This window comes from Streptomyces yongxingensis, assembly GCF_055597465.1.
Genome location: NZ_CM145717.1, coordinates 8,444,550 through 8,467,837, shown reverse-complemented (window position 1 = coordinate 8,467,837; position 23,288 = coordinate 8,444,550). Strand labels below are relative to the sequence as shown.

General features: G+C 72.7%; 17 protein-coding genes. 11 read left to right on the top strand and 6 right to left on the bottom strand.

Annotated elements, in window-relative coordinates:
- Nucleotides 1-8 precede the first annotated feature (8 nt).
- From dxs to ACZ6TD_RS36295, 7 genes are all read left to right on the top strand, one after another.
- Nucleotides 9-1,907, top strand: coding sequence for a 1-deoxy-D-xylulose-5-phosphate synthase (gene dxs, locus ACZ6TD_RS36325; protein ID WP_471344903.1), 1,899 nt, complete (start codon nucleotides 9-11; stop codon nucleotides 1,905-1,907).
- A complete protein-coding gene (ispG, locus tag ACZ6TD_RS36320) occupies nucleotides 1,904-3,055 on the top strand; it encodes a flavodoxin-dependent (E)-4-hydroxy-3-methylbut-2-enyl-diphosphate synthase (protein WP_471344901.1) in 1,152 nt (383 codons plus the stop codon). Before dxs ends, ispG begins: the two co-directional genes overlap by 4 nt.
- Nucleotides 3,056-3,065: 10 nt before the next feature.
- Nucleotides 3,066-4,274 carry a 4-hydroxybenzoate 3-monooxygenase gene (locus ACZ6TD_RS36315; RefSeq protein ID WP_471344900.1) on the top strand — a complete coding sequence of 403 codons (1,209 nt, stop codon included), beginning with the start codon at nucleotides 3,066-3,068 and terminating at the stop codon, nucleotides 4,272-4,274.
- Nucleotides 4,271-5,239 carry a UbiA family prenyltransferase gene (locus ACZ6TD_RS36310; RefSeq protein WP_471344898.1) on the top strand — a complete coding sequence of 323 codons (969 nt, stop codon included), beginning with the start codon at nucleotides 4,271-4,273 and terminating at the stop codon, nucleotides 5,237-5,239. The genes ACZ6TD_RS36315 and ACZ6TD_RS36310 overlap by 4 nt, the downstream gene beginning before the upstream one ends.
- A gap of 298 nt (nucleotides 5,240-5,537) precedes the next feature.
- Complete coding sequence (locus tag ACZ6TD_RS36305; RefSeq protein WP_471344896.1) at nucleotides 5,538-7,157, top strand: class I adenylate-forming enzyme family protein; 1,620 nt, start codon at nucleotides 5,538-5,540, stop codon at nucleotides 7,155-7,157.
- A gap of 94 nt (nucleotides 7,158-7,251) precedes the next feature.
- Complete coding sequence (locus tag ACZ6TD_RS36300; RefSeq protein WP_470006417.1) at nucleotides 7,252-8,007, top strand: transmembrane-type terpene cyclase; 756 nt, start codon at nucleotides 7,252-7,254, stop codon at nucleotides 8,005-8,007.
- Nucleotides 8,008-8,104: 97 nt separating this feature from the next.
- A complete protein-coding gene (locus tag ACZ6TD_RS36295; RefSeq protein WP_471344894.1) occupies nucleotides 8,105-10,369 on the top strand; it encodes an MMPL family transporter in 2,265 nt (754 codons plus the stop codon).
- A 539-nt stretch (nucleotides 10,370-10,908) separates the two neighbouring features.
- Here ACZ6TD_RS36295 and ACZ6TD_RS36290 read toward each other — a convergent pair.
- Both ACZ6TD_RS36290 and sigJ read right to left on the bottom strand, forming a co-directional pair.
- Nucleotides 10,909-11,691 carry an aminotransferase class IV family protein gene (locus ACZ6TD_RS36290; protein ID WP_471344892.1) on the bottom strand — a complete coding sequence of 261 codons (783 nt, stop codon included), beginning with the start codon at nucleotides 11,689-11,691 and terminating at the stop codon, nucleotides 10,909-10,911.
- A complete protein-coding gene (gene sigJ, locus ACZ6TD_RS36285; protein WP_471344890.1) occupies nucleotides 11,688-12,641 on the bottom strand; it encodes an RNA polymerase sigma factor SigJ in 954 nt (317 codons plus the stop codon). The genes ACZ6TD_RS36290 and sigJ overlap by 4 nt, the downstream gene beginning before the upstream one ends.
- Before the next feature lie 51 nt (nucleotides 12,642-12,692).
- Here sigJ and ACZ6TD_RS36280 point away from each other — a divergent pair, with 51 nt between their 5' ends.
- Nucleotides 12,693-13,211 carry a DUF402 domain-containing protein gene (locus ACZ6TD_RS36280; RefSeq protein WP_471344889.1) on the top strand — a complete coding sequence of 173 codons (519 nt, stop codon included), beginning with the start codon at nucleotides 12,693-12,695 and terminating at the stop codon, nucleotides 13,209-13,211.
- 41 nt (nucleotides 13,212-13,252) lie between these two features.
- On the opposite strand, the gene ACZ6TD_RS36275 is transcribed toward ACZ6TD_RS36280, so the two are convergent.
- The 4 genes from ACZ6TD_RS36275 to ACZ6TD_RS36260 form a co-directional block, all read right to left on the bottom strand.
- On the bottom strand, nucleotides 13,253-14,551 hold the full coding sequence (locus tag ACZ6TD_RS36275) for an MFS transporter (RefSeq protein ID WP_471344887.1): 1,299 nt from the start codon (nucleotides 14,549-14,551) through the stop codon (nucleotides 13,253-13,255).
- A 3-nt stretch (nucleotides 14,552-14,554) separates the two neighbouring features.
- Nucleotides 14,555-16,027: a CitMHS family transporter gene (locus ACZ6TD_RS36270; RefSeq protein ID WP_471344885.1), complete on the bottom strand. Its 1,473-nt coding sequence runs from the start codon at nucleotides 16,025-16,027 to the stop codon at nucleotides 14,555-14,557.
- Nucleotides 16,028-16,148: 121 nt separating this feature from the next.
- Complete coding sequence (locus ACZ6TD_RS36265) at nucleotides 16,149-18,377, bottom strand: molybdopterin oxidoreductase family protein (RefSeq protein ID WP_471344884.1); 2,229 nt, start codon at nucleotides 18,375-18,377, stop codon at nucleotides 16,149-16,151.
- Nucleotides 18,378-18,558: 181 nt separating this feature from the next.
- Nucleotides 18,559-19,224 carry a TetR/AcrR family transcriptional regulator gene (locus tag ACZ6TD_RS36260; protein ID WP_471344883.1) on the bottom strand — a complete coding sequence of 222 codons (666 nt, stop codon included), beginning with the start codon at nucleotides 19,222-19,224 and terminating at the stop codon, nucleotides 18,559-18,561.
- A gap of 86 nt (nucleotides 19,225-19,310) precedes the next feature.
- Between ACZ6TD_RS36260 and hmgA the strand changes: the two genes are divergently transcribed.
- The 3 genes from hmgA (at nucleotide 19,311) to ACZ6TD_RS36245 (ending at nucleotide 23,173) form a co-directional block, all read left to right on the top strand.
- Complete coding sequence (hmgA, locus tag ACZ6TD_RS36255; RefSeq protein ID WP_471344881.1) at nucleotides 19,311-20,696, top strand: homogentisate 1,2-dioxygenase; 1,386 nt, start codon at nucleotides 19,311-19,313, stop codon at nucleotides 20,694-20,696.
- Nucleotides 20,697-20,729: 33 nt separating this feature from the next.
- A complete protein-coding gene (locus tag ACZ6TD_RS36250) occupies nucleotides 20,730-21,479 on the top strand; it encodes a GntR family transcriptional regulator (RefSeq protein WP_471344879.1) in 750 nt (249 codons plus the stop codon).
- Between the two features lie 485 nt (nucleotides 21,480-21,964).
- The gene (locus ACZ6TD_RS36245; RefSeq protein ID WP_471358362.1) at nucleotides 21,965-23,173 is read left to right on the top strand and encodes a type ISP restriction/modification enzyme; all 1,209 of its coding nucleotides are present in this window, start codon (nucleotides 21,965-21,967) and stop codon (nucleotides 23,171-23,173) included.
- Nucleotides 23,174-23,288 lie beyond the last annotated feature (115 nt).

The window sequence follows — 23,288 nt, the reverse complement described above, 5'->3', positions numbered from 1 at the left end:
AAGCCCGGATGACACTGCTGGAGACCATCCACGATCCCGCCGACATCAAGCACCTGGACGCCGGCCAGCTCACCGAACTCGCCCGTGAGATCAGGCACTTCCTCATCGACAAGGTGCTGCGGACCGGCGGGCACCTGGGGCCCAATCTGGGCACCGTCGAACTCACCATCGCCCTGCACCGCGTCTTCGACTCCCCCAGGGACCGCATCCTGTGGGACACCGGGCACCAGGCGTATGTGCACAAGATCCTGACCGGCCGCCGGGAGGGCTTCGACCGGCTCCGGCAGAAAGGGGGCCTGTCCGGTTACCCCAGCCGGGCGGAGTCCGAGCACGACACCATCGAGAACAGCCACGCCTCCACCGTGCTGTCCTACGCCGACGGCCTCGCCAAGGGGTTCCGGCTGCGGGGCGAGACCGACCGCGCGGTGGTGGCCGTCATCGGGGACGGGGCGCTGACCGGCGGCATGGCCTGGGAGGCGCTGAACAACATCTCCGGCGCCCCCGACCGTCCCGTCGTCATCGTGGTGAACGACAACGGCCGTTCCTACGCGCCCACCACGGGCGGCCTCGCCACCTATCTGGCGGGCCTGCGCACCTCCCCCGACTACGAGCGGTTCCTGGAGTGGTCCAAGCACCAGTTGCGGCAGACCCCGAAGCTCTACGAGGCGCTGCACGCGGTCAAGGCGGGGCTGAAGGACATGCTGGCCCCGCAGGGCCTCTTCGCCGACCTGGGCCTGAAGTACCTCGGGCCGGTCGACGGACACGACATCGCGGCGGTGGAGGCCGCCCTGCGGCAGGCCGCCGGGTTCGGCGGGCCGGTCGTGGTGCACTGTCTGACCCGTAAGGGCCACGGCTACCGGCGCGCGGAGGACGACGAGCGCGACCACCACCACGCGGTCGGCGTCAGCGACCCGGCCACCGGCGAACCGCTGGGTTCCCCGGGCCCGTCCTGGACCTCGGTCTTCGGCGCGGAGCTGGTCGCGATCGGCCGTGAGCGCCCCGAGGTGGTGGCGGTGACGGCGGCGATGCTCCAGCCCACCGGGCTCGCGGCGTACGCCGAGGAGTTCCCCGACCGGGTCTTCGACGTCGGCATCGCCGAGCAGCACGCGGTCACCTCGGCCGCGGGGCTCGCCATGGCGGGGATGGTGCCGGTGGTGGCCGTGTACTCCACGTTCCTGGGCCGCGGCTTCGACCAACTGCTGATGGATGTGGCGATGCACTCCTGCCCGGTGGTGTTCGTCCTGGACCGGGCCGGGGTCACCGGCGACGACGGGGCCTCCCACAACGGCATGTGGGATCTGTCGGTGCTCGGGATCGTGCCCGGCCTGCGGGTCGCGGCGCCCCGCGACGGAGCCTCCCTGCGCAGCGCGCTGCGCGAGGCGGTGGCGCTCACCGACGGCCCCAGCGCCATCCGGTTCCCCAAGGGCCCGGTGGGGCCCGACATCCCCGCCGTCGACCAGCACGACGGCATCGATGTGCTGCACCGCTCCCCCGGCGACGACGTCCTGCTGGTGTCCGTGGGCGCCATGGCCGCGACGGCGTGCGAGGCGGCGCACCGGCTCACCGAGGAGGGCCTGGGCGTCACCGTGGTGGACCCCGGCTGGCTCAAACCGGTCAGCCCGTCCCTGATCAAGCTGGCGGAGCAGTACCGGCTCGTGGTGACCGTCGAGGACAACCTGCGCGTGGGCGGCTACGGCTCCCTGCTCGCCCAGGAGTTGCGCGACGCCGGTGTCCCGGCCCCGGTCTCCGGTTTCGGGCTTCCGCAGCGCTTCCTGGACCACGGCAAACGCGCCGACATCCTCGCCGAATGCGGCCTGAGCCCCGAAAACCTGGCCCGCTCGATCCGGACGCGGATCGCGGCCGACCGTACGCCGGGCGTCCGGCGCCTTGAGGAGGATTCCCGATGACCGTCGATCTCGGCCTGCCCGCCGCGCCGCCACCGGTGCTCGGCAAGCGCCGTGTCACCCGTCAGCTCCGCGTCGGCCCGGTGGGGGTCGGCAGCGACTTCCCCGTCTCCGTGCAGTCCATGACGACCACCGTCACCGCCGATGTCAACGCCACCCTCCAGCAGATCGCCGAGCTGACCGCGACCGGCTGTGACATCGTCCGGGTGGCCTGCCCCAGCCAGGACGACGCCGACGCGCTGCCGCGGATCGCCCGCAAGTCCAAGATCCCGGTGATCGCCGACATCCACTTCCAGCCCAAGTACGTGTTCGCCGCCATCGAGGCGGGGTGCGCGGCGGTGCGGGTGAACCCGGGGAACATCAAGAAGTTCGACGACAAGGTCAAGGAGATCGCCCGCGCCGCGAAGGACCACGGCACCCCGATCCGCATCGGGGTGAACGCCGGCTCGCTGGACGCGCGGCTGATGGCCAAGCACGGCAAGGCCACCCCCGAGGCGCTGGTGGAGTCGGCGCTGTGGGAGGCGGAGCTCTTCGCCGAGCACGACTTCCACGATCTGAAGATCTCGGTGAAGCACAACGACCCGGTGGTCATGGTGCGCGCCTATGAGCTGCTCGCCGAGTCCTGCGACTATCCGCTGCACCTGGGGGTGACCGAGGCGGGCCCCGCCTTCCAGGGCACCGTCAAGTCCGCGGTGGCCTTCGGCGCGCTGCTGCGGCAGGGCATCGGCGACACCATCCGGGTGTCGCTGTCGGCGCCTCCGATGGAGGAGGTGAAGGTCGGCACCCAGATCCTGCAGTCGCTCAATCTGCGGCCGCGCAAGCTGGAGATCGTCTCCTGCCCCTCCTGCGGCCGGGCCCAGGTGGATGTGTACAAGCTGGCCGACCAGGTCACCGCCGGTCTCGAGGGCATGGAAGTGCCGCTGCGGGTCGCGGTGATGGGGTGTGTGGTGAACGGCCCCGGGGAGGCGCGGGAGGCCGATCTCGGTGTGGCCTCGGGCAATGGCAAGGGCCAGATCTTCGTCAAGGGGAAGGTCATCAAGACGGTCCCCGAGAGCAAGATCGTGGAGACCCTGATCGAGGAGGCCATGCGCCTCGCCGAGGAGGCGGGCCCGCAGGACACCCCCGAGTCCCCCACCGTCAGCGTGGGATGAGGGGGCATCCGTGAAGCGCCTGACAACGCGGGTGGCGATCGTCGGGGCGGGCCCCGGCGGGCTGCTGCTCTCCCATCTGCTCCAGCTCTCCGGGGTGGACTCGATCGTGCTGGAGCGGCGGAGCCGGGCTCACGTGGAGCGGCGGGTGCGGGCCGGGCTGCTGGAGGGCGGCACCGTGGACTTCCTGCGCGAGGCCGGTCTGGCGGACCGGCTGGACCGCGAGGGGCTGGTCCACGAGGGCTTCGTCTTCCGGTTCGGCTCTCGTGCCCACCGGATGCCCTTCACCGAGCTGACCGGCCGGACCGTCCACATGTACGGCCAGCAGGAGCTGGTGAAGGACCTGATCCGGGCCCGGACGGAGGCCGGGGCCCGGCTGTGGTTCGACGTGCCCGACGTCGAGCTGCGGGGCCTGGAGACGGACGCACCGGCCGTGCGCTGCACGGTGGCGGGCGAACCGGTGGAGATCGCCTGTGACTTCGTCGCGGGCTGCGACGGATTCCACGGGGTCTCCCGCCGGTCCGTGCCGCCCGGCGCGCTGACGACCTACGAGCGCGCGTATCCGTACGCCTGGCTCGGGGTGCTGGCCCAGGCCCCGCCCGCCGCCGAGGAGCTGATCTACGCGGTGCACGGCCGCGGCTTCGCGCTGCACAGCATGCGCTCCCCCGCGGTGAGCCGGCTCTATCTCCAGGTGGAGGCCGGTGAGTCGGTGGAGAACTGGCCCGATGAGCGGATCTGGAAGGAGCTGCACACCCGTCTGGACATCGACGGCGCCCCGGAGCTGGCCGAGGGCCCGGTCCTGGAGAAGAGCTGTGTGGCGCTGCGTGGCTTCGTCACCGAGCCGATGAGCTACGGGCGGCTGTTCCTGGCCGGTGACGCCGCGCACATCGTGCCGCCGACCGCGGCCAAGGGGCTCAACCTCGCCGTGGCGGACGTCAAGGTGCTCGCCGCGGCCCTCCGGGAGTTCTACGAAACCGGCGACCGCGGCCCGCTGGACGGCTATTCGGCCGCCTGTCTGCCCGGGGTCTGGCAGGCGCAGGAGTTCTCCGACTGGATGTCGCGGCTGCTGCACCGGCCGGCGGAGGGCCGGGTGTTCGACGGGCGGCTGCAGTACGCCCGGCTCGAGGCCGTGGTGCGCTCCCCCGCCGCCGCGCGCGATTTCGCCGAGAACTATGTGGGCCTGGCGCGGGAGCGGACCCCGGCCCGGGGAGGACGGCCGTGACCTCGCTGACGAGCGAGAGCCGGACGACGGCGCGCACCCGCCGCGGCGGGGACGTGGCGCGCGGTCTGTTCCGGCTGTCGAAGATCTTCGTGTACCAGAACTACTTCGGCTGGGGCATGGCCTGGCTCACACTGAGCCCGCAGGCGCGCGACCGCCCGGGGACCACCGCCGCGATGCTGCTGTTCCTGCTCGGCTCCATGGGCATCGTCACCTGCACCTGCGCCACCGATGACCTGGTGGGCTTCCGCAACGGCAGCGACGCCCGCAACTACAAGGCCGGCGACACGGGGCGCGACATCCGCGGCAAGCCGCTGCTCAGCGGGGCGGTCACCGAGCGCGAGGCGGTGCGGTTCATCGCCTGTGCGGCCTCGGTCGCGGTGCTGGCGGGGATCGGCGCGTTCTGGGCGCTGGACTGGCGGGCCCCGGCCGTGGCCTACCTCCTCTACGGGGTCGGGTTCTTCTTCAGCGTGCAGTACTCGGCCGGGCTGCGGCTGAGCTATCACCAGGGCGGTGCGGAGACCCTGCTGTGCCTGGCCACCACGGCCGGGCTGCTGGCCCCGTACCTGGCGGTGGAGCGGCACTGGTCGTCCCCCGCGGTGCTGGTGGGCCTGTTGCTGGGGCTCTGGCTGGTCATGGTGAGCAGCTACTCCAACGTCAACGACGCGGACGGGGACCGCTCGGTGGGCCGCCGGACGCTGGCCGCGTCGACCGGGCCGCGGGTCTACAAGACCGCCATGGCCGTCTTCTTCCTGGCCTCGGCCACGCTGATCTGCGTCCTGGGCCTGGCCACCCGGTGGCCGTGGTGGACCCTGCTGACCCTGCTGCCCGCCACCGCTCTCCACGCGGCCCAACTGCGCGAGGGCCCGCTGCGGGGGCGCTGGCTGAGCGCCCGCAAGCTCGGGCTCTACGCCTACGACCTGGGCTTCCTGGGCCTACTGGCGCCCGCGCTGTACGTCCTGTCCTAAGGGGTGTCCGACGGTACGCGTACGCCTGCGGCGTGCTGCTCCCCTCCCCGCCCCTTCCCTCAACTGGGGCTCCGCCCCAGACCCCGCTCCTCAAGCGCCGGAGGGGCTGATTTCAGCCCGTCAGGGGGCACCTCCCAGCGGTAGCTGGGGGAGCTTGAGGACACGCCCGAAGGGCGTCCGGGGTCCGGGGGCGGAGCCCCTGGTAACGGGAAGGGGCGGGGAGGGGAAAGACCCGCCGGACACCCCCTGGCCATACCCCCCGTCCCAGCCCTACGCACCCCTATCCAAGGAGATGAGCATGGCGGCGCGTTCTCAACGGCCCGTCAACGTCGGCCGGTTGTTCCACTGGGCCGCCGAACAGGGCAGGCCGACGGTCATGCATCTGGACCGGCCCTTCGACATCGCCCCGGACTCCGGCACCCGCTTCGACGTGCCCGCCCTGGCGGCCATGGTGGAGGACGCCGCGGGCTGGCTGCACGGGGCGGGGCTGCGCCACGGCGACCGGCTCGCCATCGTCAAGGAGAACCACTACGACTTCATCCTGCTCGCCGCGGCCGCCGCCCGGCTCGGGGCGCTGCCGGTGATGATCGCGCCCATCCGGTCGGAGGCGCATATCCGCACCCTGCTCACCAGGATCTCCCCGAAGGTGCTGGTGATGGGCACGACGGTGCTGGAGCGGATGACCGCCGCCGGGATCGCGCTCGACGAGCCGGGGATGGCGCTGGTGGCCGTCGGCGAGGACCGCCCCGGGCTGCCCGGGGATACGCTGCGCATCGACGATGTGCGCGGCGGCGCCCGGCCGCCGGTGCGGTTCCGCGGCCGCCATGAGCCCATGCTGGTCACCCACACCTCGGGCACCACCGGCGTGCCGAAGCTGGTGGTGCACTCGCCCGCCACCACGCTCGCGGCGGTGCCGTTCCGCATCGAGTCCTACCGGCTCCCGCTGATGACCTCCCGGCCGGCGGACGTGGTGGCCAGCGGGATCTCCTTCGCCCACAACCGCAATCTGTCCTGGACAGGCGGGACGCTGTTCCGCGGGCCGCGGAAGATGGTGATCCTCTCCGATCCGGGTCTGGAGAACGTGGCGCGCATGCTGGCCGCGCACCCGCCCACCTCGCTGGAGGCATGTCCGAACGTCTTCCAGTACTGGGAGGAGCTGGCCGACACCCGGCCCGAACTCTTCGCCGGGGTAAGGCGGTTCATCAGCACCTTCGACGCGGTGCACCCCAGGACGGTCCGCAAGTTCCTCGGCGCCTCCCGGGTCCGGCTGCCGCTGTGGGCCTGGGGCGTGGGGCAGTCGGAGATCGCGGGCATCGCCGCCGGGGTGGCCACCCGCTCCATGGTCCGCCCGGGGAAGCCCCGGGCGCACGACGCCACCAATGTCGGGTTCCCGCCCCTGGTCCGGGTCAAGGTCGTGGACCCGGAGACCGGCCGCAAACGCCCCCGGGGGAAGCCGGGGCTGCTGATGGTCAGGACCAGGTCGCGGTGTCTGACCTATCTGGGCGAGGACGACCGGCACCGCGCCAAGGACCAGGGCCGCTGGTGGAACACCGGCGACCTGGGCGAGTACGCGGGCTACGGCCGCATCCGGCTGATCGACCGCGAGGTCGACATGATCCCCGGGATGAGCAGCATCGAGCTGGAGTCCACCCTGCTCGACCGGCTGGACCGGGCCTCCGAGGTGATCGTGCTCGGGGTCCCCGGGCAGCTGCCGATCCCGGTGCTGTGCATGCGCGACGACGTCCTGGACCCCCAGGAGTGGGACCGGGCCTGCCGTGGCCTGCCCGAGATGGACAAGCCCCGGCTCGTGCCCTGGGACGAGCTGCCGCGCACCGCCACCTGGAAGGTGCGCCGGGGGGAGCTGCGCGAACAGCTGCTGGGCAACAGCGACACCTACGGCACCGGCCAGTGGACCTGACCACCTGACCGCCTGACCGCCTGACCAGCACCCGCGTCACATGACGCAACGCATCGAGACGACCGCATCCACCGTGAACGAGGGGTAATTAGCCGTGTGGTTCCCGCCCGCTCTCATCGACCTCCCGAACGTCGCCCCGGTGACGCTCCCGGAGGCGGACCGGCCGAGTTGGCTGTTCTGGATCCTGATGGGCCCGTGCGCATCGGGCTGGCTGGTGGCGTACGGACTCGCCATCTACCGCGCCAAACTGGACAAGCGGGTGGGGATTCCCGTCTTCGTGGTCGAGGTCAACCTCGCCTGGGAGTTCACCCTCTCCCTCGTCCTGGACCAGGCCGATGTGCAACGCCCGATCAATCTGAGCTGGTTCCTGGTCGACTGCTTCATCCTCCGGCAGACGCTGGCCTACGGCTGGAAGGACTATCCCGGCATGAGCCGGCGGGCCTTCCGGTGGATGGTCTTCGGCGTCATCGGCTGGTCCGCGGTCTTCCACATCATGACGACCTATGAGCTCAAGGACGCCACCGGCATCTACACCGGCACCGGGCTGAACGTGTTCCTGAGCCTGTCCTTCATCTTCATGCTGAACCGCCGCGGCTCCTCGCTCGGACAGTCGATGTACGTGGCGCTCGCCAAGGGCATCGGATCGTTCTTCGCGGGCTGGACGGTGCTGGTGATGTACCCGGGCCACCACCTGTTCATCTTCCTCTTCCTGTCCGTCTGGACCATCGACGCCACCTACTGCGTGCTGCTGTACCGCAAGGTCCGCGAGGAGGGCCGCTCGCCGTGGGCCTGGAACCGGGGCCCGGCCGAGGTCCCCGACGACTCCGGGGTTCTGACAGCCGTTCGGTGAGCCACGCGGCCCGGGGATGTCACATCCGGGAGGGGCTCGGCGTCTGGGATGCCATGACGGGATTCCAGACGCGGTGCGTTTGAGGAAGGAAGAGGGAATGCTGGACAGACTGGCCGGTTTCGTCGTGCGGAAGCGCCTGGCGGTGTTGGTCGTCGGCCTGCTGCTCGCCGTGGTCGGCGGGGTGGCGAGTACGACGTTGTTCGACAAGCTGACGGCGGGCGGTTTCGACGACCCGAAGTCGGAGTCATCGCGGGCGATCACCGCGCTGGACAAGAGGTTCGGGCAGGGACTGCCCAATCTCACGCTGCTGGTGACGTCGGAGGGGCGGGTGGACGACCCGTCCGTGACGGCGGCGGGCACCGAGCTCACCCGGAAGCTGGGCAAGGAACCCGGAGTGGCGAACGTCAGCTCCTACTGGACCACCGGGAAGGCCCCGCAGCTTCGCGGCAAGAGCGGTCACAAAGCCCTGATCATGGGCACGGTCACCGGGGACGACACCACGTCGCAGAAGCGCGTCGCCGAACTGGCGGACCGCTATGAGGGCTCGCGGGACGGGCTGGAGGTGACGTTCGGCGGCTATACGAAGTTCCAGCGGGAGCTGCTGGAGCAGGGCCAGAAGGACGCCACCACCGGCGAGACGGTCGCCATCCCGATCACCCTGGTCGCGCTGGTGTTCATCTTCGGCAGCGCGGTGGCCGCGGCGCTGCCGCTGGCCGTCGCCCTGGTGGCGATGATGCTGACGATGGGTCTGACGTGGATCCTGGCGAGCGTCACGACGGTCGGCTCGCTCGCGGCGAGCGTGGTGACCCTGCTCGGTCTGGGCCTGGCCATCGACTACAGCCTGCTGATGGTCAGCCGCTACCGCGAGGAGCTGCGGTCGGGGCTCGCCCCGCAGGACGCCATCCGGGCGACGCTGACCTCCGCCGGGCGCACCGTGACCTTCTCGGCGCTGACCGTGGCCGTCTCGTCCCTGGCCATGGCCTGGTTCCCGCTCCAGGCGGTGCGGTCCATGGGCTATGCGGGGGCGCTCACGGCGCTGCTGTCCGGCGCGTCCTCGCTCATCGTGCTGCCGGCGCTGCTCGCCCTGCTCGGCGACCGGATCGAGAAGGGGCGGGTGTTCCGCAGGCGGCGGACCGCGGCGGCCGGTGCGACGGCCGGTGGGGCGGGTTCCGAGGCCGCCGCCCGGAGTGTGGAGAGCGGCTTCTGGCACCGGCTGGCCACCACCGTGATGCGGCGCCCGGTGCCGATCGTGACCATCGTGACCGCGTTCCTGCTGCTGCTCGGCGCGCCGTTCCTCGGCATCAACCTCGGCATGCCGGACGAGCGGGTGATGCCCGCGTCCTCGTCGGCACGTCAGGTGGCCGACACCGTGCGCGCCGAGTTCGACAGCAGCGAGCAGAACGCGCTCCAGGTCGTGGCGCCCGAGGGGGGCTCCGACCGGGCGGCCGTCGGCGCGTACGCGAAGCAACTGTCGCGGTTGCCGCACGTGGCGGCGGTGCGCACCGTCACCGGCGGCTACGCGGAGGGCCGCCGGGCCGCCCCGCCCGACCAGCGGTACGCGCGCTTCGCCTCGGGTGACGCCGTCTACTTCTCCGTGGTGCCGGAGACGGCCAGCGCGGACGACGCGGACCGGCTGGTCGGCGAGATCCGCTCGCAGAAGGCGCCGTTCGAGGCGCTGGTGGGCGGGGCCGCGGCCACCAACCACGACGCCGCCGCGGCGCTGGAGAAGTGGCTTCCGTACGCCCTGGGCACCGTGCTGCTGACCATGCTGGTGCTGCTGTTCCTGGTGACCGGAAGCGTCATGCTGCCGTTCCTCGCGCTGGTGCTCAGCGCGCTGAGCCTGACGGCCACCTTCGGCGCGCTGGTGTGGGTCTTCCAGGACGGCCATCTCGCGGGGTTGTTCGGCGACTTCACCCCGACCGGCAACATCGCCGCCACGATCCCGGTGATGCTCTTCGGCCTCGCCTTCGGGCTCGCGATGGACTACCAGGTCTTCCTGCTGTCCCGGATGCGCGAGGAGTACGAGCTGACCGGCTCGCCGACGGCCGCCGTCGCCCAGGGGCTGGAGCGCACCGGGCGGATCGTGACGGCGGCGGCGGTGGCGATCTCGGTGGTCTTCCTGGCGTTCACCGTCTCCGGCATCTCGCTGGTGAAGGCGTACGGGGTCGGGCTGCCGCTGGCCGTGCTGATGGACGCGACGCTCATCCGCGGGGCCGTGCTGCCCGCCGCGATGCGGCTGGGCGGGCGCGCCACGTGGTGGGCGCCGGCGCCGCTGCGGCGGCTGCACAGCCGGTACGGCCTGCGCGAGGAGCCCTCGGCGCCGGCGCCCCGCCACGACGGCGACCGGGCCCTCACCGGCTGACCGACCCACCACGCATGGCCGCTCACGGGTCCGCCGCCCACCACCCGGGCGGCGGACCCGCCGCATGCGGCCCCTTACGCCGGGCGGCCGCACGGCAGCCCTCTCACGGCAGCCCTCTCACGGTCGCCCCACACGGCCGTCTCACGCAGGTCGTCTACGGGGCGTCCGGTGGGTCTTTCCCCTCCCCGCCCCTTCCCGATACCAGGGGCTCCGCCCCTGGACCCCGGGGTCCGAGGCGGACCCCCGCCACGCGGCGGAGCCGCACATCGATGCTGCGGGAAGGGGCGAGGCCCGGCCTCGGGTCTGGGCGAAGCCCTGCCACGCGGCGGAGCCGCATATCAATGCTGCGGGAAGGGGCGAAGCCCAGGCCCCGGGTCGGAGCCCCGCACCGGAGCCTGGGACGGAGCCCCGCACCGGGGTCTGGGGCGGAGCCCCGCACCGGGGTCTGGGGCGGAGCCCCGGTTTTGGGAAGGGGCGGGGAGGGGAGCAGGCCGCCGCAGGCGGCGCGATCCGCCGGGCGCCCCCTCATGCGGGCCGTCCTACAGCGGTTCCGCTTCCGTCGTGGCGTACTCCTCGCGCAGGGCGTCCAGGACGGGGTGCTCCGGGTCGAACTCCACCCCGTCGATCGACCGGATCGGCCGTACGCCCACCCCCGCGTTGAGGGCGAAGGCCGCACGCAGTTCACCGAGCCGCTCGCGGTCGATCCGCTCGGTGTGCTGCGGTCCGCCGTGGCCGCGGCGGAGCAGTTCCTGGGTGACGCCGGGCAGGCACGCGGCGTCCGGCCACAGCAGGCGAGCGCCGTCGAAGAACCCCACGTTCCAGGTCGCGCCCTCGGACACCGCGCCCCGCTCGTCCGTCAGCAGCACATCGTCGTAGCCGTCGAGCTGGGCCAGGCGGCGCAGCCGCAACAGGCCGAACAGCCCGACGTGTTTGACCTCCGGCAGGTCGCGGTGGTGCGGTGCGGTGCGCACGCTCAGCGGCGGCAGCGAAGGGGCCGCGGCGGGCCGGGTGGTGACCAGGATCCGCGGCGTGGCCTCGGCCCCGGGCCGCTCGAGACCGAGGTCGGGGTCGTACACGGTCACCCGGACGGTGAGCGGCCCCGCGGTGTCCGCGACCGCGCGCCGGGCCAGTTCGCGGATCCGGTCGCGGTCCGGGTCGGTGCCGAACAGCACACCGCAGTCCCGTACCAGCCGGTCCAGATGGAGGGACAGCCCGCGTACCCGACCGTCCTCCACCCGCATGGTGGTGAAGTGGCCGTAGTTGGTCATGGCCAGCGCCGTCAGCTCGCGGATGCCCGCCGGTTCCCCGTTCAGCTCTGTCATCGGGCCAGTCTTCCAGCCGGGGGGTGGACGGACTCGGCGAGTCGCCCGAGCTTGTCGGGGTTGATCAGGCCGTAGATGCCGCGCACCCGCTCACCGTCGGGCGCGGGGTCGAACACCGCGGCCGCGTACAGCGTTCCGCCGATGAACAGGACCACCCCGGGGCCCCCGTTGATCTGCACCGGGCGCGCGTGGAAGGTGGGCAGTTGAGCGCTGACGGCGGCCACCAGGCGGGCCACCTTCTCCCGGCCCTCGATCACCCGGAGGGCGGCGCGGCGCTTGCCCCCGCCGTCGCTCCACATGACCACTTCCGGGGCCAGGACGTCCATCAGGGCGTCGAGGTCACCGCCGATGGCCGCGTCGAGGAACCGCTCGGTGACGATGCGCTGGGTGGAGCGGTCGAGGTCGTAGCGCGGCCGGCGGGCCTCGACGCGCTCCTTGGCGCGGTGGGCGAGCTGGCGGACGGCGGCCGGGCTGCGGCCCAGGATCGCGGCGATCTCCGCGTGGTCGTACGCGAACGCCTCGCGCAGCACGAACACCGCGCGCTGCAGGGGGGTGAGGGTCTCCAGGACCACCAGCATCGCCAGGGACACCGATTCGGTGCGGATCGCGGTGTCGGGGGTGTCCGGTCCGGTCAGCACGGGCTCGGGCAGCCAGGGACCGATATAGCTCTCCCGGCTGCGGCGGGCCCGGCGCATCTGGCTGAGCGCGTGGTTGACGGCGATCCGCACCAGATAGGCCCGGGGGTTGGCGATCTCCTTGTCCTGGACCGACGCCCAGGACAGCCAGGTCTCCTGCACCACGTCCTCGGTGTCGGCGACCGTGCCGAGCATGTTGTAGACGATGGAGAAGAGCAGCTCACGGTGGTGGAGGAAGTCCTCGCTCCCCGCATCCGGCACCGGTCTGTCCTGCGGTCCCGCGCGGTCCTTCCACGGCGATACGGGGGTGTCCATTGCACTGATGGTAGGCGGCACGCCCCTCCGGCCACCGCATAGGATCGGCTCATGCCCGATCTCGTATCCGTCAACTACCGCAAGTACGACGGCACTCTGCACTGGAACCTGCGGATGCGCAGGCTGGGCGAGGACGACCACGGCGTCTGGCTGGGGCTGCCGGGCGGCGCCGTCATGCGCAAGGGGTACGGTCCGATGGTGCCGATCGCCTGCGCGCATGTGATCCTCATCCCGCGCGGCGCGTGGTGGACCGCGGCGTTCAACGCCCCGCCGCGGGAGACCGAGATCTACTGCGACATCGCCACGCCTGCCGAGTGGCTCTCCTCCCACGAGGTCACGATGGTGGACCTGGACCTCGATGTGATCCGCAAGCGGACGGACGGCTCGACCCTGATGGACGACGAGGACGAGTTCGCCGAGCACCAGGTGCGGTACGGCTATCCGGCGGACGTCATAGCGGAGGCCGAGGCGGCGGGGCGGTGGCTGATGGACGCGGTCGACGGGCGCGCCGAACCGTTCGGGGACGCCGCCAGGGCGTGGCTGGCCATGGTCGACGGCGAGCGGCCCTGAGACCGTCTCGCGGTCGGCTCACCGGGGTGGCCGCCCCGTGCTCACCGGGGTGGCCGCCCCGTGCCCCGCGAGGCCGACGACGACTCCTCCGTACGCCCCTTGGCAGGCCGCTTCTCCGGCACCGGCCGGTCCTCGTCGGGATCCGCGGCCGGGCGACCGCGCAGCGGCCGGACGGCTGTCGCCGCCGATATCAGGAGCAGTCCGCCCAGCATGACGAAGGGGGCGGCGGTGCCCGCGAGCCCCGCCAGCACACCGGCGGAGGCGGGCGCGGCCACCTGGCCGAGCCGGTTGCCGGTGAGCCGCAGCGCGAGGGCCGTGCTGCGCGCCCCCTCGGGGGCCGCCTGGACGACGGTCGTCATCGACAGCGGCTGCCCGACGCCGAGGCAGAAGCCGAGCCCGGCCAGCAGCAGCCCGAGCGCCCAGGCGGGCACCGGCAGGGCGATGCCCGCGCACAGCAGCGCGGCCCCCAGACAGCTCACGGCCATCAGCACGGTGCGGCCCATCAGCCGGATCATCGGGGTCATGGCGAGCCGGCAGGCCACGGTGGCGGCGGCGCGCAGGCTGAGCAGCACACCGACGACCGCGGGCGAGATGCCGCGCTGTTCGCCGACGACCGGCAGATAGGCGGTGAGGATGTCGGTGGCGGAGAGCACCGCGAGGCTGATGAAGATGCCGGAGGCGACCCCTCGGGTGGTCAGGATGGACCGTACCGAGACCTTGTGGGCCGGTGCCTCCTTGGCGGGCCCGGCCGCCGTTCCGTCCGGGCGGCGCTCGATGCGCCACAGCGAGGTGACGGAGAAGGCCGCGAGGGCGGCGGCGACGAACAGCGCGGCGGCGCTGGTGCGGCCCATCGCCCCGTCGTGTTCGGAGACCACCAGACCGGCCGCGATGGGCCCGATGAGCTGGCCGAGCGAGGCGCCGATGGTGAAGTGGCCGAAGTTGCGGTCCTGGTCCTCGGGCGCGCTCTGGCGGGCCACGATGGACTGGGCGCCGATGACGAACGCCAGATGGCCGAGGCCCATCACCCCGCTCCACGCGGCCATCGCGGGCAGCGATCCGGCCGTGCCGCTGAACGCACAGCCGGTGGCGATGAGGGCGACCCCGATGGGCAGCAGCGGGGCGCACCGCCCGTGGTCGGTGCGCCGCCCGAGGGGTACGGCGGCGAACAGCGGCAGCAGGGCGTAGATACCGGCGATCACACCGATGGCGCGGGCGTCGGCACCGAGCGCCAGCGCCCGGTAGGAGACGGCCGGCCGCGCCATGCTCACCGCCCCCTGGGTGAACGAGAAGGCGATGACCAGGCGCAGCAGCCAGCCCCTACCGGGCTCCGAGATCTTCACGGGTCAGATGATGCCGAACGCGAGACCCGCGGCGAGCACCACCAGCGAGGTGAGCGCCGCCCATTTCACGGTGAACCGGGTGTGGTCGCCGAATTCGACCTTCGCCATGCCGACGAGCACGTAGACGGCGGGGACCAGCGGGCTCGACATGTGCAGGGCCTGTCCGACGAGCGAGGCGCGGGCGATCTCCAGCGCGGAGACCCCGTGCGCGGCCCCGGCCTCGGCGAGGATCGGCACGATGCCGAAGTAGAAGCCGTCGTTGGACATGAAGTAGGTGAGCGGGAGGGACAGCACACCGGTGACGATGGCCATGTGCGGGCCCATGCCCTCGGGGACGCCGTCGACCAGCCAGCGGGCCATGTGCTCGACCATGCCGGTGCCGGTGAGGACGCCGGTGAAGACGGCCGCGGCGAAGACCATTCCGGAGACGTTGACGACGTTCTCGGCGTGCGCGGCCACCCGCGCCTTCTGGTCGTTCATGTTCGGGAAGTTGACGGTGAGCGCGACGGCGGCGGCGAGCAGGAAGAGGACCGGGATCGGCATGGTCTCGGTCACCATCAGGGCGAGCAGCGCGACGGTCAGGGCCGCGTTGAACCAGTAGAGCTTGGGGCGCAGGGTGGCGCGGTGGGGGTCGAGCCCCTTGAACTCGTCGGCGTCCTCGTCGGAGGCGTCCGAGGAGCCAGCGCCGTCCGAGGAGCCGGAGCCGTCCGAGGACTGGGCCTCCGCGTCGGTGCCGGAGCCCGCGCCGCCGCCGGTCAGCACGGCCTTGCCGCCCTTACGGCCCTTGGCCCCCTTGCCGCCGGAGCCCGCGCCGACCAGCACCTGCTCGGGGTCGCCCGCGGTGACCTCGTCCAGCGTCAGCACGCCAAGGCGCTTGCGCTCCCGCAGACCCAGGCCGTAGGAGAGGGCGATCACGAAGAGCAGACCGACCGCGAGGGCCGGGATCATCGGCACGAAGATGTCGCTGGCGTCGACCTTGAGCGCGGCGGCGGCGCGGGCGGTCGGGCCGCCCCAGGGCAGTGTGTTCATCACGCCGTTGGCCATGGCCGCGACACCGGTCATCACCACGAGGCTCATCTTCAGCCGCCGGTAGAGCGGCACCATGGCCGACACGGTGATCATGAAGGTGGTGGAGCCGTCGCCGTCGAGCGAGACGATCGCCGCGAGGATCGCGGTGCCGACCACCACCCGCATCGGGTCCGCCTTGCAGAACCGCAGGATGAGCCGGACGATCGGGTCGAAGAGGCCGACGTCGATCATCACCCCGAAGTAGATGATCGCGAACATCAGCATGGCGGCCGTGGGTGCCAGATCGCCGACGCCCTTGAGGACGTAGTCCCCGAGGTGCGCCCCCTTCCCGACAAGCACACAGAACAGCGCGGGGATGAGCACCAGGGCACCCATCGGGGACATCTTCTTCATCATGATCAGGACAAGGAATGTCGCGATCATGACGAAGCCGAGGATGGTCAGCATAGTTGGCTACCTCACGTTCGCCTTTGAACTCCCCCAGATTTGGCGGTCGAGGCGACGTTAGGTGCCGCAACTTTCCGTTAACAAGGTCTTGACGCGTGAGCAATAAGCGCAAAACCCCAGGTCAGTGCCGTAGCGAGGGTGATACGCGCACCGGGTGGCCATTGAGCACCGCCGTCCCCGAGAGCGGATCCAGCCGTGAGCCGTCGAAGAGCTGGTTGACATTGACCCCGGGACGGGCCCCGGCCACGGAGAGCCGGACGCCGGGGCGGGAGTGGCCCCAGCCGTGCGGCAGGCTCACCACTCCGGCCCGTACCGCGTCCGTCACCTCGACCGGCACCTCCAGCTCCCCGCCCTCGCCCTTGACCCGGGCCAGACCGCCGTCCGTAAGGCCCAGCCGGGTGGCGTCCTCGGGGTGCACCTGGAGCGTGCAGCGGTTGCTGCCGCCCATCAGGGCCGGGACGTTGTGCATCCAGCTGTTGTTGGAGCGCAGATGGCGGCGGCCGACCAGCAGCAGCCCCGAGGGCCGGTCGGCCAGCGATCGGCGCAGCCGCTCCACATCGGCGGCCAGCGGCTCCGGGCACAGCTCCACCGTGCCGCTGCGGGTCTTCAGCAGCCCTGGCAGGCGCGGCCGCAGCGGGCCCAGGTCGATGCCGTGCGGATGGGCGAGCAGCTTCGCCAGGCTCAGCCCGCCGGGGTCGGCGCCGAAGCCGTCGCCGTACGGGCCCAGTCGCAGCATCATGTCCAGCCGGCGCTCGGGGCCGTCCACCCCGGTCAGCAGCGCGGCCAGCTCGCCGGGCTCGCGTCCGTGCACCGGGGAGGACGGGTCGGCGACCTCCTTGCCGAGGGTCCCCTGGATCGCCATCGCGTCCACCGTCTCCGGGTCGGCGCCGCCGTTCCCGCTCACGCACAGCACCAGCCGCGCCAGGATGGCGCTCTCGCTCGGCCGGTCCGCCTCCAGCGGGATCGCCGGGCGGGTGTAGCGGACCTGGTTGCGCACGGCCAGGCCGTTGAAGGCGTAGTCGAAGTGGGGGCTGCGGCTGGGCGGCGGCGGGGGCAGCACCACATGGGCGTGGCGCGAGGTCTCGTTGAGGTACGGATCGACGCTGACCATGAAGTCGAGCCCGGCCAGCGCCCGGTCCAGGCGGTCGCCGTCCGGCGCGGAGAGCACGGGGTTGGCCGCGAGCGCCAGCACCGCCCGTATCCGCCCCTCGCCCGGGGTCTCGATCTCCTCGGCCAGCGCGACGGCGGGCAGTTCGCCCTTGGCCTCGGGGTATCCGCTGACCCGGCTGTGCCAGCGGCCGAGCGCGAACCCCTTCCCGGGCCGCGCCGGGCGCTCCCGGCGGCCGGTCGCGGCGAGCGGGAACATCATGCCGCCGGGCCGGTCCAACTGCCCGATGAGCACGTTGACCACATCGACCAGCCAGCTCGTGAGGGTGCCGAACTCGACGGTGGTGGAGCCCACCCGCCCGTACACCACGCCCTGGGACGCGGCGGCCAGCTCGCGGGTGAGGGCGCGGATCTCCTCGGCGGGCACATCGCACGCCTCGGCCACCGCCTCCGGCGGGAAGTCCGCGGCCAGCCGCCGCACCTCCGCCACCCCGCTGATGTGCTCCGCGAGCGGGCCCGGGGCCACCAGGTCCTCGGCGAACAGCACCTGCACCATGGCGAAGAGCAGCAGGGCGTCGGTGCCGGGCCGGATCGCCACATGGCGGTCGGCCAGCGCGGCGGTACGGGTGCGCCGGGGGTCGACCACCACCAGCCGGCCACCGCGCCGCCGCAGCGCCCGCAGCCGCCCGGGGAAGTCGGGGGCGGTGCACAGACTGCCGTTGGAGTCCAGCGGGTTGGCGCCGAGCATCAGCAGATGGTCCGTACGGTCCAGATCGGGCACCGGAAGCGCGTTGGCGTCGCCGTACAGCAGCCCGCTGGAGACGTGCTTGGGCATCTGGTCGAGGGTGCTGGCGCTGAAGACGTTACGGGTGCGCAGCGCGCCGAGCAGCAGCGGCGGATAGAGCCCGCCGGCCACGGTATGCACATTGGGGTTGCCGAGCACGACCCCCACGGACTGCGGCCCGTGCTCCCGCAAGCGAGGGGCCAGCCCCTCCTCAACGGCGGCGAACGCCTCGTCCCAGCCGGTCTCCACGAGGCGCCCGGCACGGCGGACGAGGGGGCGCCGCAGCCGGTCGGGGTCGGCGTCGAGCTGCCCGAACGCGGCGCCCTTGGGGCAGATGAAGCCGCGGCTGAAGACGTCCTCGCGATCGCCGCGCGCCCCGGTCACCCTCCCCTCGTCGATGGTGAGGGTCAGCCCGCAGGTGGCCTCGCAGAGCGGGCAGATACGCGGGGCAGTGCTCATCGGTCTCTCCCAGGGACGGCGGCGAGGCCGCGATGACGCGCCGGACCCGCTCACCATACCGACTGGTAGGCATGCCGGGGAGGGATCGACGGGAACTCCCGATCGACCGGACCTCCCGATCGACGGGAACTCCCGGTCGGCCGGACCCCCCGGTCGACCGGACCTCGCAGTGGACCCCGGATCAGTCCAGGACCCGGGCCAGATAAGCCCGCAGCAGCTCCTTCGTCTCCGCCACGATCGCCGGGTCGCCCTCCGGGTCCACCCGGAACGCCAGCCGCAGCAGCGCGTCCGCCGCCTCGACCGCGAGCAGGAAGGCCACCCGCAGCCGCTCCTCGGTCGCCTCGTCCCCGCCCGTCCCCAGCCGGTCGGCGAGCAGCGTCCGCAGCCGGTCGGCGACCAGATGGTTGGGCTGCTCCGGCGGCGCGGTGGCCGGGACGGGATGCCCGAACTCGATGAGCGCGAAGCCCGGCGCCCCGCGCTTCATCGCCAGATACTCGTCCACGACGACGTCCATCGCCTCCCGCCAGCCGCCGCCCCCGTCCGGCCCGGAGCCGGAGGCCGCGTCCGAGGCGGCCAGCCGCCGGGTGATCCGCGCGGCGTACTCGTCCAGATTGCGGTGGGCCAGGGCCTCGGCCATCGCCCGCTTGTTGGAGAAGAAGCGGTAGACCGAGCCGATGGGCACGTTGGCGCGCTCGGCGACGGCCCGGGTGCTCAGCTCTTCGTAACTGATCTCGTCGAGGAGTTCGGCACACGCGTCGAGGATCCGGCCGAGGCGCTCGGCGCTGCGGCGCTGGACCGGATGGCGGCGGAGGGGCGGTATGGGCACGCCACCATCCTGCCCGATCATTGACGAGCCCGGGTTTCGATTCCTATCGTCTGACAGAGGAATCAAGTGAGAACCAGTGGTGTGCGGCGGAGCGGTGGGAGCGCGCGATGGGCGACGGCACGGGGATCCAGCACGGCGATCAGCACGGCGATCAGCGAGGACACGACCAGGGGATCGAGCGGGCGCGCAAGACGGCCGAAGAGCTGGTCTACGCCTCCGGTTTCGGCAATGAGCACAGCAGCGAGGCCGTGCCCGGCGCACTGCCCATCGGCCGCAACTCCCCCCAGCGCGCACCGTTCGGGCTCTACGCGGAGCAGTTGAGCGGCAGCGCGTTCACCGAGCCGCGCGCCACCAACCGGCGCTCCTGGCTGTACCGGATCCGGCCCTCCGCCGCGCATCCGCCGTTCACCCGCATCGACAGCGGCGCGCTGCGCGCGGCGCCCTTCACCGAGGCCGCGCCCGACCCCAACCGACTGCGCTGGGACCCGCTGCCGGACCCGCCGGAGGGCACCGACTTCCTGGCCGGGCTGTGGACGCTGGGCGGCAACGGCGACGCCACCCAGCGCGCGGGAATGGCCATCCACCTCTACGCCGCCAACGCGCCCATGACCGACCGGGTGTTCAGCGACGCGGACGGCGAGCTGCTGATCGTCCCCGAGCGGGGCGGGCTGCTGCTGCACACCGAGTTCGGCCTGCTGCGCGCCGAGCCGGGGCATGTGGCGCTGATCCCGCGCGGGGTGCGGTTCCGGGTGGAGCCGCTGGAGCCGTCCGTGCGCGGCTATGTGTGCGAGAACTACGGCCGCCCCTTCACCCTCCCCGACCTCGGCCCGATCGGCGCCAACGGGCTGGCGAACCCCCGGGACTTCCTCGCCCCGGTCGCCGCGTACGAGGACGTGGAGCGCCCGGTGCGGGTGGTCAACAAGTTCTGCGGCCATCTGTGGGCCGCCACCTACGACCACTCGCCGCTGGACGTGGTCGCCTGGCACGGCACCCATGTGCCGTACGTGTACGACCTGCGCCGCTTCAACGTGCTCGGCACCATCAGCTACGACCACCCGGACCCGTCCATCTTCACGGTGCTCACCTCGCCCTCCGACACCCCCGGGCTCGCGGGCGTGGACTTCGTCGTCTTCGCCCCGCGCTGGCTGGTCGGGGAGGACACCTTCCGGCCGCCGTACTTCCACCGCAATGTGATGAGCGAGTACATGGGGCTGATCGAGGGCGCGTACGACGCGAAGACCGGCGGCGCCGGGGGCTTCGTACCCGGCGGTGGCTCGCTGCACAACATGATGTCCGCGCACGGCCCGGACCACGAGACCTATCTGCGGGCGAGCGCGGCCGAGCTGGTGCCGCACAAGCTGGACGACGGGCTGGCCTTCATGTTCGAGACGCGCTGGCCGGTCACGGCCACCCGGCAGGCGCTGGAGGCGGACCACCTCCAGGGGCGCTATGACGACGTATGGCAGGGTCTGGAACGCCATTTCCGCCCCTGAACGCCGCCGTTGCCGCCGTTGACCGGAGACCGAGTGACCACCTTCGCCCCCGACTCCCTCGCCCTCAACCGCAAGTTGCCGCTGTGGTACCAGGTCTCGCAGTCGCTGCGGGCCTCGATACTCGGGCGGGCCCCGCACGATCCGCTGCGGCTGCCGACCGAGGACCGGCTCGCCGAGCACTACGGGGTCAGCGTGCTCACCATGCGGCAGGCGCTCAAGGAGCTGGAGACCGAGGGGCTGATCAGCCGCCACCGGCGCCGCGGCACCTTCATCGAGCCGAGCGCGCGGCGGGCCGCGCCGGTGCGGCTGCTGGGGTCGGTGGACGCGATCGTGGCCCAGCAGTCGGGTGAGCGGACGACGGTGCTGGAGCACGGCCCGGCGCCGGTGCCGGCGGCGCTCGCGGAGTACTTCCCCGACCTGGACGAGGCGACCGCCTACCGCCGGCTGCGCCGGGACGGCCACAGCGGCGAGCCCACCAACTGGGCGGAGAACCTGGTCCGCCCCGAGCTGGCCGACCGCATCGACCTCGCGGACCTCACCCGCTGGCCGATGACCAAGGTGCTGCGGGACGCGGTGGGAGTGCGGATCAGCCGGATCACGGACACGGTGGAGGCCCGCCTCGCCGACCCCGAGACCTCCCGGCTGCTCCAGGTCCCGCTGCTCAGCCCGATCCTGCACTACACGGGGGTGACCTACGACGAGAGCGGCCGCGTGGTGGACGTGGCCCGCATCCACTACCGGGGCGACCGCTTCTCGTTCTCGGTCACGGTGGAGGCGGACTAGCGGGGGTCCGGCGGGGTCTTGGCGCCTGCGGCGGGCTGTCCCCTCCCCGCCCCTTCCCGCTACCAGGGGCTCCGCCCCTGGACCCCCGGGTCCGGGGCGGAGCCCTGCCGGGTGGCGGAGCCCTGCCGGGTGGCGGAGCCCTGCCGGGTGGCGGAGCCCTGCCGGGTGGCGGAGCCCTGCCGGGTGGCGGAGCCCTGCCGGGTGGCGGAGCCCCGCCGGGTGGCGGAGCCCTGCCGGGTGGCGGAGCCCCGCCGGGCGGCCGAGCCCCGCCGGGCGGCCGAGCCGCATATCGATGCCGCGGAAAGATGCGGAGCCCCGGCCCGGGGCCTGGGGCGGAGCCCCAGTTTCGGGAAGGGGCGGGGAGGGGAACCCCAGCCGGGCCGCACAGTCCCAGGTGTGCCGTGGCCACGGCGACCGGAGCCACCGAGCGGCGGCGGACGACGACGTCGGGCAGCCCCCTGGAAGGACAGGGCCGCATCGATACCATGCCGGGCGTGGGAGAACGTGAGGCGCCACCGCTGGGGGACCTGATGCCGTGGGCCGTGGGGCCGCTGCGGCTCGGGCGGGCCTGGGCCATGGCACCGGACGCGCCCTCGCTCGGGGCGCGCTGGGAGCGGCTGACCCGGGCCGAGGACGAGGCGGCGCGGGCCGCGCTGTTCCGGCCGACCCGCGCCCGTACGTTGCACAGCTCCGTACCGCAGTTGCCCGGCCAGGCCACCTCCACCGTCCGGCTGGCGCGCGAGGACGGGCCGTGTCCCGAGCCGGTGCGGATCGCGCACGGACCCTTCGACCAGCAGTGGCTGATACCGGATCACCGGCTGATCGACGCCGCCCGCCCCGAGCTGTGGCGGGTGGCCGACGACCGGCAGATCCATGTCATCGAGGCCGCCGGACCGGACCCGGACCCGGTGCTCACCTTCTCCGCGGCGCTGCCGGACGGCCACTCCCCCGCGGGCCGCCCCGGCCGGATCCGTCCGCTCTACCGCCGCCCCGGCGGACAGGAGCCCAATCTCGCACCCGGGCTGCTGGACCACCTCACCACGCGGCTCGGCCACCCGGTGACCGCCGAGGACTTCCTGGCGTGGACCGCCGCCACGGCGCGCGGCGCGCCGTGCGCCGTACCCCTGACCGCCGACCCGGAGCTGTGGGAAGCGGGCGTGGAGCTGGGCCGCCGTGCGCTGTGGCTGCATACGCGCGGGGCGCACAGTGGTGAACGCCCGCGCATGCCGGGTGGCCGGCGCCCCTATGTCCGCGCCGCGCTTCCGTCGAGCGGACTGCCGGGCTCCCTGGACTACGACCCGGACGAGGAGGCCCTGCTGCTGGGCGAGGGCCGTATCTCCCCCGTCCCTCAGGCCGCGTGGGACTTCCAGGCGGGCGGGGTACGGGTGCTGGAGACCTGGTTCGAGCAGCGCACCGCCCCGCGGGAGCCGGGGACGCTGGAGGCGATCGGCCCGGCGGGCTGGCCGTCCGCGTGGACCTCGGAGCTGCTGGAGCTGATCACCGTGCTGGCGCTGCTCGCCGAGCTGCGCCCGGAGCTGCGGGCCCTCGCCGACCGGGTGGCGGACGGCGCGCTGATCGACTCGGCGGAGCTACGGGGGGCGGGGGTGCTGCCGGTGCCCGGCGCGGCCCGGCGCCCGGCGTCCGTACTGGACCACCACGAGGAGGGCCCGGAGGGGCAGTTCGCCCTGCTCTGAGCCCGGCTACCCGCCCGGGGCCCGCCCGGCCTGGTCCTGCCCGGGCTGGTCCCGTCTTCTCCGGGCCCGCCCGCTCGGGGCCTGTCTTCCGTGGGCTCGCTTGCCCTGGGCTTGC